This is a genomic window from Collinsella aerofaciens (genome assembly GCF_015552075.1).
Lineage (GTDB): Bacteria > Actinomycetota > Coriobacteriia > Coriobacteriales > Coriobacteriaceae > Collinsella > Collinsella aerofaciens_Y.
The window spans coordinates 1-12,956 of the sequence record NZ_JADNDZ010000065.1; the positions used below are offsets into that span (position 1 = coordinate 1).

The 12,956-nt window shown below is 60.2% G+C and carries 11 protein-coding genes; 5 read left to right on the forward strand and 6 right to left on the reverse strand.

What is annotated here, in order from left to right; genetic code table 11:
* Window positions 1-118: 118 nt before the first annotated feature.
* The gene (locus tag I2D41_RS04485; RefSeq protein ID WP_271741650.1) at window positions 119-997 is read right to left on the reverse strand and encodes a LysR family transcriptional regulator; all 879 of its coding nucleotides are present in this window, start codon (window positions 995-997) and stop codon (window positions 119-121) included.
* 233 nt (window positions 998-1,230) lie between these two features.
* On the opposite strand from I2D41_RS04485, the gene I2D41_RS04490 reads away from it, so the two are divergent.
* The 5 genes from I2D41_RS04490 (at window position 1,231) to I2D41_RS04510 (ending at window position 8,315) form a co-directional block, all read left to right on the forward strand.
* Window positions 1,231-2,112 (forward strand): SDR family NAD(P)-dependent oxidoreductase, encoded by an 882-nt coding sequence (locus I2D41_RS04490; protein WP_117770399.1) that lies wholly within the window; start codon window positions 1,231-1,233, stop codon window positions 2,110-2,112.
* Between the two features lie 65 nt (window positions 2,113-2,177).
* Window positions 2,178-3,434: an MFS transporter gene (locus I2D41_RS04495; RefSeq protein ID WP_195363678.1), complete on the forward strand. Its 1,257-nt coding sequence runs from the start codon at window positions 2,178-2,180 to the stop codon at window positions 3,432-3,434.
* 69 nt (window positions 3,435-3,503) lie between these two features.
* Window positions 3,504-4,544, forward strand: coding sequence for a Gfo/Idh/MocA family protein (locus I2D41_RS04500; protein ID WP_195363679.1), 1,041 nt, complete (start codon window positions 3,504-3,506; stop codon window positions 4,542-4,544).
* Between the two features lie 210 nt (window positions 4,545-4,754).
* Window positions 4,755-6,902 carry a Tex family protein gene (locus I2D41_RS04505; RefSeq protein ID WP_195363680.1) on the forward strand — a complete coding sequence of 716 codons (2,148 nt, stop codon included), beginning with the start codon at window positions 4,755-4,757 and terminating at the stop codon, window positions 6,900-6,902.
* 123 nt (window positions 6,903-7,025) lie between these two features.
* Complete coding sequence (locus I2D41_RS04510) at window positions 7,026-8,315, forward strand: ATP-binding protein (protein WP_195363681.1); 1,290 nt, start codon at window positions 7,026-7,028, stop codon at window positions 8,313-8,315.
* 423 nt (window positions 8,316-8,738) lie between these two features.
* Here I2D41_RS04510 and I2D41_RS04515 read toward each other — a convergent pair whose 3' ends face one another.
* The 5 genes from I2D41_RS04515 to I2D41_RS04535 all read right to left on the reverse strand — a co-directional run bounded on the left by I2D41_RS04515 (window position 8,739) and on the right by I2D41_RS04535 (window position 12,749).
* On the reverse strand, window positions 8,739-9,443 hold the full coding sequence (locus I2D41_RS04515) for a transaldolase (RefSeq protein ID WP_199576330.1): 705 nt from the start codon (window positions 9,441-9,443) through the stop codon (window positions 8,739-8,741).
* A 324-nt stretch (window positions 9,444-9,767) separates the two neighbouring features.
* The gene (locus I2D41_RS04520; RefSeq protein WP_195363692.1) at window positions 9,768-11,150 is read right to left on the reverse strand and encodes a PTS ascorbate transporter subunit IIC; all 1,383 of its coding nucleotides are present in this window, start codon (window positions 11,148-11,150) and stop codon (window positions 9,768-9,770) included.
* 80 nt (window positions 11,151-11,230) lie between these two features.
* Window positions 11,231-11,506 carry a PTS sugar transporter subunit IIB gene (locus tag I2D41_RS04525; RefSeq protein WP_022094539.1) on the reverse strand — a complete coding sequence of 92 codons (276 nt, stop codon included), beginning with the start codon at window positions 11,504-11,506 and terminating at the stop codon, window positions 11,231-11,233.
* A 76-nt stretch (window positions 11,507-11,582) separates the two neighbouring features.
* A complete protein-coding gene (locus tag I2D41_RS04530; RefSeq protein ID WP_154517874.1) occupies window positions 11,583-12,029 on the reverse strand; it encodes a PTS sugar transporter subunit IIA in 447 nt (148 codons plus the stop codon).
* 9 nt (window positions 12,030-12,038) lie between these two features.
* Window positions 12,039-12,749, reverse strand: a complete 711-nt coding sequence (locus tag I2D41_RS04535) for a transaldolase (RefSeq protein ID WP_117564350.1) — start codon at window positions 12,747-12,749, stop codon at window positions 12,039-12,041.
* Between the last annotated feature and the right edge of the window lie 207 nt (window positions 12,750-12,956).

Here is a 12,956-nt window from a genome sequence, read left to right on the forward strand (position 1 = left end):
AACGATATGGCACCGTGGGGACACATGTATGTCAATCCTGGTCTAACAGAGCCTTATTAAATCCCCGTCCCAGAAAAATCATCTTCGAAGTAGCTAAAAGAGCCCCGTCCCAGGTGAGCTAGGTGAGAAGCTGAGCCATGGCGTTGACGAATTTTTGGACTTGGAGGGTGGGCTCGAGCGGGTAGTGCAGAAAGACCGGCACCTCACGGCCGCACAGGAACGGCACGCCCACAAAGGCTGGGTGCACCCCCGACCACGCTCCGCAGGTGAGCACCGCGTCGCCCTTTTCCTCCGCCTCGTTAAAGAGCGCAAAGTCGAAGCTGTCCACATCGATCACGTCCACGCCGCCGTCTGCCAACAGATCGATACGCAGGCTGTCCATAGCGTCGTTGCCGTGGCGGAGCACGCGCAGGCGCATGCCCTCTAAGTCGGCAACCGTGATGCGCGTCTTGCGCGCCAGCGGGCTCGTACGCGGCAGGTCGATATAAAACGGCACGTTAACGATGCGGAGCTTTTGGCAGGCGTCACCCCAGCGCGGGGTCGAAAAACTCGACTGCACCACATCGACCTCGCGGCCCAAGCTGCGCATGACGGATTCGCGTTCGTCGTAGAGGTCGCTCACCGGCACGATCTCGAAGCGCAACGATGGCTCCAGCTCGTGTACGCCCGACCACATCGACAGCGTTTGGCGCCCCGGGCACATCATCGACACGCCCAGACGCACGGCCCCGCCATCGCCCGCCGCGCGTCGGGCACGGCGCAGCGCGTCCTCGGACTGCCGCATGATCGAGCGCGCATCGTCCACCAGCAGAGCACCTGCCGGCGTCACCTTGACGCCCGAGTGCGAGCGTTCAAACAGCGTGATACCGAACTCAGCCTCGAAGCCCGACACCTGCTTGACGAGCGCCGGGGTCGACACGCGCAATTTTGCCGCCGCACGAGAGAAGCTTCCCAGCTCCGCGGCGGCCGATATAGCCTCGAGTCGTCGATCGTACACGTCAATCTCCCGTTTTCGCGCCCGTGGCCACATGGTGCCACAGGGGGTTGTTTTCGCAGGTCACGCGCTCAGTTGAGCATAAACTGCATCGCACGGTGTAAACCTGCGGTTAACGCCATTCTAACAAATATGCAATTCACCTGCGCAAATGCAAAGCATACGATAACCTGCGAAAACCACGTGGGTCGGTTAATGGGAGCGACCCACCGGGAGGCACAAGAAGGGAAGTTCCTATGAGCAACTGGCTTAAGCTCGAGGGCGATGTCTGCGCCGTGACCGGCGCACTCGGCGGTATGGGCGTCGAGATTTGCCGCGAGTTCGCCCGCAACGGCGCCAACGTCGTCCTGCTCGATCTGGACGAGGAAAAGGTCAAGGCCGCAGCCGCCGACCTCGCCGCCGAGTTTGGCATCCACGCCGAGGGCTACAAGATGAACGCCACCGACGAGGCCGAGGTTCAGGCCGCCGTCGACGCCACCATCGCCGACTTCGGCCGTGTCGACGTCCTCGTCAACACCGCCGGCATCCTGCGCTTCGCCGCCATGGAGGACCTGCCGCTGAGCGACTGGGAGCAGGTGCTCAACGTCAACCTCACCGGTTACTTCATCACCTCGCAGCGCTTTGGTCGCGAGATGATCAAGGCCGGCCAGGGTCGCCTGGTGCACATCTCGACCGTCGCCAGCCACTCCCCCGAGACGTTCTCGGGCGTGTACAGCTCCACCAAGGCCGGCGTGAACATGATGTCCAAGATGCTCGCCGCCGAGTGGGGCCCCTACGGCGTCCGCTCCAACTGCGTCGAACCCTGCTTCGTTAAGACCCCGATGTCGGCCAACTTCTACGCCGACCCCGAGGTCGAAAAGAGCCGCAGCCGTCTGATCGCCACGCGCCGCATCGGCGAGGTCAGCGATATCGCCAACGCCGTCATGTTCCTGGCGTCCACGCGCTCGGACTTCACCACCGGCGACGCCATCAAGGTCGACGGCGGCTTCTCCAACATGATGGGCGACCTCACCGCCAAGCCCGGCGGCCGTCGCGCCTATGCCGACAACTACCTTAAGAACAAGGGTGTCGAGCTCTGGTCCGATGAGTCCGGCGTCGCCAAGCCGACTGACCAGTAAACCAACCTAACAGGGAGGCCCGCGAATACGCCTGCTCCTCCCCCGTATCGATTAGAAAGAGTCCAATGGCTTCCACCAACTCCAACAAGGGTCGCGCCGTCGTGCTTTCCGCCGCGTGCGTCACCATGTTCTTCATCAGCTCCATCGCGCTGTATTCCGTCGTGAGCAAGAACCTGCTCGCCGTCTACCCCGAGTGGTCCAGCGCTCTTACCTGGGCCTTCCCGGTCTTTCAGACCATCATGGCCGCGACGGGCATCTTCGCCGGCCGCATCTCCGATAAGATCGGCCCGCGCAACGTCGTGATCGCCGCCGCCGTGTGCTACGGCGTGGGCTGGTTCATGTCCGGCACCGTCACCGAGCCGTGGCAGTTCTACCTGTGGTTCTCGCTCGTCGCCGCCATCGGCAACGGCCTGGGCTACAACCCGGCGCTCACCACGGGTCAGAAGTGGTTCATCGACAAGAAGGGCCTTGCCTCCGGCATCACCCTGGCCGCTTCGACCGCCGGCCCCGCCGTGCTGTCCCCGGTGCTCGCCTCGCTGCTCATCCCAAGCCTGGGAATCTTTGGCGCCCTTAAGGCGCTCGGCGTTATCTTCTTTGTGATGATCACCGCCTCCGCCCTGTTCCTGAAGGCCCCCGAGGCCGGTTGGCTGCCCGAGGGCTTCGAGGCCCCCAAGGGCGGCGCGCATGCCGGCACCTTCGGCGACCTCACCCCGGGCGAGATGGTCAAGACCCCGCGCTTCTGGGTTCTCATCGTCACCTTCGCCTTTGCCGCCACCGCCGGCACCCTGCTCGTCGGCAAGGTTGCCTCCATCGCCGCCGTACAGCTCTTCGCCGATCCCACGAGCGCCGCTGCCGTCGCCCTCGGCGGTGTGGTCGTCTCCGTCAACACCTGCGCCAACCTGGTCGGCCGTCTGTCCTTTGGTCAGATCATCGACAAGCTCGGTGCCTACAAGTCGCTGCTCATCAGCCTTGTCGTCACCATCGTCGCCCTCGTCATCATGTCGATGAGCTTTACGCAGGGTATGTTCTTTGTGGCGCTCGCCCTGCTCGGCTTTAGCTTTGGCGCCCTGCTCGTCATCTACCCGCCGCTCACCGGCGGCGCCTTTGGCACCAGCAACATCGGTGTCAACTACGGCATCATGTTTTTGGGCTACGCCGCTTCCACCTGGATCAGCCAGCCCATCACCGCCGTGCTGTATCACGCCGAGGCCGGCAGCGCCGCCTACCAGCAGTCCTTCTACGGCGCTATTGTGATCGCCGCCATCGCCGTCGTGCTCACCGTCTACATGATGGTCTCCGACAGCAAGAAGAAGTCTGCCTAGTTTTACCGATGCGACAAAGGGACGGCCCCTTTGTCGCATTCCACCGGTCACCAGTATTAAGGAGTCGAAATGTCTGAGCTCAACCCCGTCCGCATTGCCGTTATCGGCGCCGGCGCCATGGGCCGCAACCACATCCGCTTTGTCACCGAGGAGCCCGAGGCCGAGCTCGTCGCCATCGCCGACGCCTTTGAGGGCGCCCGCGCCACGGCCGAGGCCGCCGGCGTGCCGTTTTACACCGATCCCGCCCAGATGATGGACGAGGTCAAGCCCGAGGCCGTCATTATCGCCACCCCCAACGACCTGCACTTGGGCGTTGCTCGCGAGGCCGTAAAGCGCAACATCGTGCCGCTGGTCGAAAAGCCGATCTCCAACGATCTTGAGGATGCCCAGGCCTTCGCCGCCGAGGCCGAGACCGCCGGCGTGCCCATGCTCGTGGGCCAGCACCGTCGCCACAACCCCTTCGTCAACAAGGCCAAGGAGATCATCGAGTCCGGCGAGCTGGGCAAGCTTACTGTTTCGAGCTTCCACTACATGATCTATAAGAACGACGAGTATTTCGATGTCGAGTGGCGCCGCAAGAAGGGCGCCGGCCCGATCCTGGTCAACCTGGTTCACGACGTCGATCTACTCCGCTATCTGCTGGGCGAGCCCGTTGCCGTCCAGGGTATGCAGTCCAGCGCCGCCCGCGGTTTTGAGACCGAGGACTCCGCCGTGGTCAACGTCCGTTTTGCCGATGGCGCACTTGCGAGCATGACCATCTCCGACGCCACCGCCAGCCCCTGGAACTGGGAGGCAACCGCTCGCGAGGATCCGCAGTACCGCCCCTTCGACGCCGACGCCTACTTTATCGGCGGCACTAAGGGCGCCCTGTCGCTGCCCCGCCTGCACCAGTTCTCCTACGACGGCGCCTCTAACTGGCACAAGCCGCTGCAGATGGAGATCCCGGCTGTGGACCCGGCGCTGCCGCACAAGATGCAGCTCAAGCACTTTGTGAAGGTCGTCCGCCGCGAGGTCGAGCCCGTCGTGACCCCCGCCGATAACGTCAAGACGCTCACGCTTCTCAACGCCATCAAGGAGGCCGCCGAGACCGGCAACCTCGTCGAGCTGTAAAGCCCGGGCGGGCCGCGGCAAACCCTACGCCGAGCCCCTCGACCCGCCGCAAATAAGCCCCTCTTCTTCGCCCCGCGAGCAGCCTCCTGCCCGCGGGGCTTTTTGCTACCTACACATGACATGTGACAAAGGGACTGTCCCTTTGTCACATCGCGGGTGGTATCCTTGGTAGCCCTGTGCTGCAAACGCACCTTAAACGCAAGGAGTTCCATGGATCTTATCGCCCAGCTCGCCCGCGAGCTCAACCTTAAGGCCGCCAATGTCGAGGCTGCCGTCAAGCTCATCGACGAGGGCAACACCATCCCCTTTATCTCGCGCTACCGCAAAGAGGCCACGGGCGGCATGGACGACGTCGCTCTGCGTGCGCTCGACGAGCGCCTGTCCTATCTGCGCAATCTTGAGCAGCGCAAAGAAGACGTCATCCTGCTCATCGATGTCCAGGGCAAACTCACGCCCGAGCTCGAGCAGCAGATTCGCGAGGCCACGCAGCTCCAGCGCGTCGAGGACCTCTACAAGCCCTACCGAAAAAAGCGCATGACCCGCGCGCAGAAGGCCCGCGAAGCCGGCCTGGAGCCGCTTGCTAACATGATCATCATGCAGGCATCCGCCAAGGGCAGCGCGCTCGACGCCGCCGCGGCATACGTCAACGAGGAAGCCGGCTTCGACACGCCCGAGAAGGCGCTTGCCGGCGCAGCGGACATCGTGGCTGAGACGGTAGCCGAGGACCCCGAGAACGTCGCCGACCTGCGCGCCTTTATGCAAAACACCGCCGATATCGTCGTCGAGGCCACCGATCCCACCGAGAAGACTCCCTACGAGCCGTACTACAGCTATGATGAGCCGCTGCGCCGTATACCCAACCACCGCGTGCTGGCTATCGACCGCGGTGAACGCGAGGGCAAGCTCCGTGTGCGCGTGAACGTCGACGGCGCTGCCGCCACGGCACGCCTCGGCAGCCGTTGGCCCCGACGCCAGGGCGCGTTTGCTCCCATCTTCGATGCCGCCATCGCTGATGGTTACAAGCGCCTCATGGCCCCCTCACTGGAGCGCGAGGCCCGCGCCAAACTCACCGTTCGCGCCCAGACCGAGGCCATCAACGTCTTTGCCAAGAATCTCGAAGGCCTGCTCTCGGCACGCCCCGTCCGTGGCGCCCGCGTGCTCGCGCTCGATCCGGGCTACCGCACCGGCTGCAAGGTCGCCGTCATGGACGAGACCGGCAAACTACTCGACCACGGCGTGGTCTACCCCACCAAGCCGCGCCACGACGTCGCCGGCACCAAGCGCGAGCTCGCCCGCCTCGTCAAGAAGGACAGCGTCAACACCATCGTCATCGGCAACGGCACCGCCAGCCGCGAGACCGAAGAAGTCGTCTCGGAGTTCATTGCCGAGCAGGCGCCCGGGCTGCGATACACCATCGTCAACGAGGCCGGCGCGTCGGTGTACTCCGCCTCCGAGCTCGCCAGCCAGGAGTATCCCGACCTGGACGTCACCGTGCGCGGTGCCATGAGCCTGGGTCGCCGCCTGCAGGACCCACTGGCAGAGCTCGTCAAGATTCCGCCTCAGTCCATCGGCGTGGGCCAATACCAGCACGACCTTGACCAGGCCGAGCTCTCGCGCACCCTGGGCCACGTGGTGGAGGACGTCGTCAACCGTGTGGGCGTCGACGTGAACACCGCGAGCGCAAGCCTGCTGGGATACGTATCGGGCATTACGCCGAGCGTGGCCAAGAACATCGTGGCCTACCGCGAGGAAAACGGCGCCTTTACCGATCGCCGCCAGCTCAAGAAGGTCCCCAAGCTGGGACCCAAGGCATACCTCAACGCCGCGGGCTTCCTGCGCATCAGCGACGGCAAGAACCCGCTCGACGCGACAAGTGTCCACCCCGAAAGCTACGAGGTGGCCACGGCCGTCCTGGAGCGCGCAGGTGTGGCGGCCAGTGAGCTCAGCCGTGGCGGCGTGCCCGACATCGAGCGCCGTCTGGGCAGCATCTCGGCGCTGGCAAGCGACCTGGACTGCGGCACCCTGACGCTCATCGACATTGTCAACGAGCTCAAGAAGCCCGGCCGCGATCCGCGAGACGACGCGCCCGAGGTGGTCTTTAGCCGCTCAGCGCTTTCCATCGACGACCTGGAGCCCGGCATGGAGCTCAAGGGCACGGTGCGCAACGTCGTCGACTTTGGTGCCTTCGTCGACGTGGGCGTGCACCAGGACGGCCTCGTACACATCTCCAAACTGGCCAACCGCTTCGTCAAGCACCCGAGCGACGTGGTGCGCGTCGGCGACACGGTAAAGGTATGGGTCGAGAAGGTTGATCGCGACCGCAAGAAGATTTCCCTCACCATGGTGCAGGGGAAGTAACAGAAGTGCGAGCCGCCGCCATCCATCGTTGAACCTGCAAGTTTTTCTCACCTGATGGGAAAAACTTGCAGGTTTTGCAAGTTTTTGTTACGCTCTGAGAAAAACTTGCAGATTGGACGAACGATGAACGGGCAGCCCGTAGCAAGGGATAACTACCTCAAGAAGCTGATCGCTTTTCGCGATTCAGATGTTATCAAGGTCGTCACCGGCATGCGGCGATGCGGCAAGTCAACGTTGCTCGACATGATGCGCTCCCATCTTGCCAAAGACGGCGTACCGACCGAATGCCTTCTCTCTTTTCGAATGGAATCATTCGAGCTCGAGGGAATTCGCGATTGGCGCGAGCTTTACCGTCATGTCGTCGAGCGGATGCCGTCGAGTGGGAAGTGCTATCTCTTCTTTGATGAGCTTCAAGAAGTTTCCAGCTGGGAGAAAGCCATCAACGCGCTTCGCGTCGACAAAGACTGCGACATCTACATTACGGGCTCGAATGCGTTTTTGCTCTCCAGCGAAATAGCGACCCTAATCTCAGGAAGATACGTCGAAATCAGAATGCACCCGCTATCTTTCTCCGAATACCTCGACTTCCTTGGCCCGACCGAAGTCACGAGCAGATATGCCGTCTTTGGGAGGGAAGAAATCACCCCGCTCGACGAGTTGCTCGACCGATACCTTCAATTTGGAGGTCTCCCCTATCTCGCGATTTCCGGTCTGCCCGAACGAGAGATGAAGGACTACATCTGGAGCACCTACCAGACCATTGTCGGTTGCGACATCTTGGCCCGTGAGGCCCGCCGAGGACGGAGGGCCGTAACGAGCAGAGACCTACTCGACAGAGTTTGCGCCTACCTGGCAGACAACATCTCAAACCCAACATCGATCAACAAGATCGTCGGCTCTTTGAACGAAAGCGGGACAAAAACTTCGCACGGCGCCATCGACACCTGCGTGTCGGCGCTCGAAGAAACCTATATCTTCTCCCATGCCCTCCGCTTTGACATCAAAGGGCGCGAGGTGCTCAAAACCGGAGGAAAATACTATATCGAGGACCTTGGACTCCGCGCCTACCTCGACGGTTATCGCGGCAGCGATAGCGGACGCGCCCTCGAAAACGCCGTGTATAACCGCCTCGTCATCGATGGATATCGGGTTTTCACGGGACACATGCGAAATGCCGAGATTGATTTTATCGCCATCGGCGACGGGGCGGACCGCAAGTTTATCCAAGTCACGGACACCATTGATGAGGAAGCCACGCGCAATCGCGAACTGCGCCCCTTCGAGCTGAAATCGCTCGAGAAGGTTGCCGCCGGTTACGAGAAGATCCTCGTCGTCCGTCACGGCGATCACCCTACGGACATAGACGGCATCAGAATCGTTTCGGCTGTCGATTTTCTGCTTGGGCGCTTCTAGCATCGATGTCACCCATCGCGACGATTCGTTCATCGAAGACGGAATCGCTTGACCGATTATTCGAACCTGTCCCATACGACCGTCGCCCCACGGCATGGGCAAATATACCGCTGGAGGCGCTCGATAGGCCACGTCCTGCCGAGCGCCTCTCCTTCTAAAGCGATCTGGCCGAAACTCCGAAGCGCGAAACGTCGTTCCTCTGAGCCCCACCAACAAAAATCGAGTTATGCGGCCTCGCTGGGCCACGATGACACCCCTCAAAGCGCCAAACGCAACAAATTGACGCTAGATATTCCACAAACGTCCCGTATCGGCACCCACAGAGGTACGATACGGGACGTTTTTCAGCCGCATTGCGATCTTGACAGCAATCAGAGGCCGAATAACTCGATTTTTGTTGGTGGGGCCTATTAAAGGCGCAGACTACGGCAGGATATGGAAACCGAGCGCCGCGATATCCTTGGCAAAGCCGCGCACGGTGTCGAGCGAGACCTCGTACGGGTCGCGACCAATGTTCTTGCGCTTGGCCAGGATGCTGTTGGGCACCGTGATGATCTGGCAACCGCAGGCCTCGGCCTGGTAAATGTTGATGAGCTCGCGCGTGGACGCCCACAGGACCTCGCAGTTGGGCTTTGCGGCGGCCTTCTTAACCGACTCCGTCATAAACGGAATGGGGTCGACGCCGGTATCGGCGATGCGGCCGGCAAAGAGCGAGATGATGGACGGCGTCTCGGCGTCGACGGCCTCGACCATCTCATCGACCTGCGTAGGCGTAAAGATGGTGGTGACGTTGACCTTGATGCCGTCGGCCGAAAGCTTGCGCACCAGCTCGGCGGTGGACTCGCCCTTGGTAGTCACGCACGGAATCTTGACGTAGACGTTCTCGGCCCAGGTAGCGATCTCGCGCGCCTCGACCTCCATGGTCTCGACGTCGTCGGCAAAGACCTCAAACGAGACGGACACATCGGTGATGTGGGTCAAGACCTCTTTGGCAAACGCACGGTAATCCGTCACGCCGCCCTTCTTCATAAGGGACGGGTTGGTCGTGAAACCCTGAACGTTGCCGTTCTCGTACATGTCGAGCATGCCCTCGAGGTTTGCACCGTCAGCGAACACCTTGATTGCCATCTGCCTGATTCCTTTCGTTAGCATACGGCCGATAAACTGCTAAACACTTTACCTACGTTTATCAAGGCGTGAGCTGCGGTTTTTTATCTTCTCGGCGAACGGTTTTACGGTTTTACCATTTTTATATCGACACCCCAGCAGCAAAACGTTTTTGCCATTCATTGCGTTTGATTCCGCTCACGGCGCAGAGACGATGCTTCGTCAATACGTTTTCACAACCACTTCAAAACAAAAAGCGGTGACGCCTCATTTGAGACGTCACCGCTTCCGTGTAGGAGCCGGTTATCGGAGCTCCGCCCGATTAGGGCTTAAAGTGTGCCTGGATTACTCTTCCTCAACGTGGTTGATCACAGCGCCCTTGGTGTGGATGAAGTTGGGGACAAAGGCGACGATCAGAAGGACAGCGAGAATCGCGTAGACACCGGTGGTACCGAAGGCCTCGGCAGCGCGGCCGAGCGTAATACCAATAACGGAGAAGTCGAAGTCGCCGAACGTAGTGTTCTTGAAGCCGAAGACGTCAAGAACAGGCAGGAGCAGAGCAGGGGCAAAGGTGATGAGCAGGCCGTTGACGAAAGCGCCAAGAGCTGCACCCTTGCGGCCACCGGTAGCATTGCCGTAGATGCCGGCGGTAGCACCGCAGAAGAAGTGAGGAACCATGCCCGGGATGATGAAGATACCGAGGGTAGCGCCCACGATGAACATACCGACCACGCCACCGATAAAGGAAGCGACAAAGCCGAGAATGACGGCGGTGGGAGCGTAGGGGAAGAAGACGGCGCAGTCGACGGCGGGGATGGCACCGGGGATCAGCTTGTTGGAGATGCCCTGGAAGGCCGGGACCAGGTCGGCGAGAATCATGCGGACGCCGTTGTAGACGATGGTGACGCCGACGGCGAAGGACAGAGCACAGGTCAGGGCGTAAACAATCACGTTGTCGCCGCCAGCAGTCTCAGTAACAACCGCAGGATCTGCGATGTAAGCGGCAAAAGCAGTCACCAGGTAGAAGAAGGCCATGGTAAGAGCCGTGGAGATGGTGGTGTCGCGCAGGAAGGCATACTTCTCGGGAACCTCGATCTTCTCTGTGCTGTTCTCCTCGGCGTCCTTAGCAAACAGCGTACCGACTGCAGCGGAGATATAGTAGGCAAGCGAGCCGAAGTGACCCATGGCGATCTCGTCGCCATCGGTAACCTTCTCGGTGAAACGCTGGCCGACGGCGGGAAGCATGGCGCTCACGAGGCCCAGGAACATACCGCCCACAATGATAAGCTGGACATCCTCGAAGCCAGATGCCTGCAGAACAGCAGACAGCAGGCAAGCCATGAACATGCTGTGATGGCCCGTCAGGAAGATGTACTTAAACTTGGTAAAGCGAGCAATGATAATGTTCACGACGTAGCCGAGAATCAGGATCATCATGGTCTGAACGCCGAGGACGCTCTGGGCCATCGAAACGACGACCTCGTTGTTGGGCACGACGCCGGTGATGTGGAAACCGGTCTCGATGAAGGTACCCAGCGGAGCAAGGTTCTCCTGAACAACAGCGGCGCCGGCAGACAGCATGATGTAGCCAAGGATCGGCTTCAGGGTGCCCGTCATCACCTTGTGGGCGGGACGCTTAAGCGCGACAAGGCCGACAAAAGCGAACAGGCCCATAATCCATGCTGGCTTGGTCAGAATCGATTGGATAAACTCAAGTATGGGAAGGATGACTTACATCTGGGCTTCCTTTCTTTTTAACGTGGGCGCGTTTCCCTCTTCCACAGGGAACCGCCCTTTTTTGTGCCGCTTTAGGCGTTAGCGGCGGCCGCCTTGATTGCCTCGAGGGCGTCTTCGCGGATCTTCTTCTTGTTCACATAGCTGCGAACGATCACGACGTTACCGTGAAGCTCGGGAGCGAGCTCCTTAACGGTGATGAACAGATCCGGATTTGCGGAAGAAGCACCGTTCAGGTCCATAGACTCAACGTCGGCCTTGATGCCCTCCTCCTCGCAAAGCTCCTCGACTTTGCCAGCGAGCATCAGGCTGGACCCGATGCCGTTTCCGCATACGGTGATGATATGCATGGCAACCTTCCTCTCCTACACGTGACGGTTTTCCCGTCTATCCAAAAGCGGCGACGCATCGCCGTGCCATTAAGGCCTAAAAGAATGAACGCATGGTCTCCAGAACTTGCTCGGGCGTATCGCACGCGCTGAGCTTGGCAACGCAGTCCTCATCCTCGAACATCTGCGAAAGCTCCGCCAAGCAGCCAAGATGGGCCTTGGGGTCGGGCGCGCAGATGCCCACGAGCACGTGAACCGGATCGAAATCCTCATGTCCAAACGCAACCGCAGGATCAAGCGTGACGATGCAGATTCCCGCTTCGCTCACGTTGCCATCGGCCTGGGCATGGGGCATGGCGATGCCCTCTTCAAGAACCATATAGGGACCGAATTTGTGAACCGATGAAATCATGGCGTCGACATAGCTCTGGTCGCATTTGCCGGCGTCTACGAGCAATTTGCCGCACGCCTTGATCGCTTCCTCCCAATCGGAGGCCTCGACATGGCAGGCAACAAGCTCGGGCTTAAGAAGATCGGTCAGCATGCTCGCCCCCTACTCCTCGGGCAGGATATGAAAACCAAGCGCCTGAATGTCGCGGGCAAAGCCCTTGACCGTATCAAGCGAGTACTCAAGCAAATCTTTCCCGAAATTCTTGCGCTTGGCAAGAAGGGCATTGGGGACCGTAATGATCTGGCAGCCAACAGACTCTGCCTGGAAAATATTGAGGACCTCGCGCGTAGACGCCCAGAGAACCTCGGCGGCGGGCTTGACGGCAGCCTTCTTTACGGACTCCGCCATGAGGGGCAGCGGATCGACACCGGTATCGGCGATTCGGCCGGCAAAGATAGACAGAATAGAGGGGGTCTCGGCAGAGACGGCATCGACGAACTCGTCGACCTGCTCGGGCGTGAAGATGGTGGTGACATTCACCTTGATGCCATCGGCGGAAAGGCGCTTGACCAGCGCGGCGGTGGACTCGCCCTTGGTGTTGAGCGCCGGAATCTTAACGTAGACGTTGTCCGCCCAGGTTGCGATCTCGCGAGCCTCGGCCTCCATACCAGCCTCGTCGTCGGCGAACACCTCAAAAGAGACCGACACATCGGTGATGTGCTCAAGAACCGTCTTGGCAAAAGCACGGTAGTCAGTCACGCCACCGGCCTTCATAAGGGAAGGATTGGTCGTGAAGCCCTGAACGTTGCCATTGTCGTGCATGTCAAGCATGCCCTCGAGGTTAGCGCCGTCGGCAAACACCTTGATCGCCATGTTGGTCCTTTCTCATCTAGCATTATTGCTATCGAAAGCCTTTTTCTTTGTTTCAAAAGCTTTTCGGCTTTCTTTTATAAACTACTTCAAAAGATATCGAAAGCTCAATTGCCAACTTTCCGTGAACGGTCGATTATCGGGCGTGAACGTATCTCACTTTTTTTCGAACACCTTTCAGGCAAGACTCTTTACTGGCTGTTGCAGGCA

Bases quoted from the DNA above. Each gene is read 5' to 3' on its own strand.
- I2D41_RS04490 (WP_117770399.1), top strand. From the start codon at position 1,231: ATGAGCAACTGGCTTAAGCTCGAGGGCGATGTCTGCGCCGTGACCGGC.
- I2D41_RS04495 (WP_195363678.1), top strand. From the start codon at position 2,178: ATGGCTTCCACCAACTCCAACAAGGGTCGCGCCGTCGTGCTTTCCGCC.
- I2D41_RS04500 (WP_195363679.1), top strand. From the start codon at position 3,504: ATGTCTGAGCTCAACCCCGTCCGCATTGCCGTTATCGGCGCCGGCGCC.
- I2D41_RS04505 (WP_195363680.1), top strand. From the start codon at position 4,755: ATGGATCTTATCGCCCAGCTCGCCCGCGAGCTCAACCTTAAGGCCGCC.
- I2D41_RS04510 (WP_195363681.1), top strand. From the start codon at position 7,026: ATGAACGGGCAGCCCGTAGCAAGGGATAACTACCTCAAGAAGCTGATC.
- I2D41_RS04515 (WP_199576330.1), bottom strand. From the start codon at position 9,443: ATGGCAATCAAGGTGTTCGCTGACGGTGCAAACCTCGAGGGCATGCTC.
- I2D41_RS04525 (WP_022094539.1), bottom strand. From the start codon at position 11,506: ATGCATATCATCACCGTATGCGGAAACGGCATCGGGTCCAGCCTGATG.
- I2D41_RS04530 (WP_154517874.1), bottom strand. From the start codon at position 12,029: ATGCTGACCGATCTTCTTAAGCCCGAGCTTGTTGCCTGCCATGTCGAG.
- I2D41_RS04535 (WP_117564350.1), bottom strand. From the start codon at position 12,749: ATGGCGATCAAGGTGTTTGCCGACGGCGCTAACCTCGAGGGCATGCTT.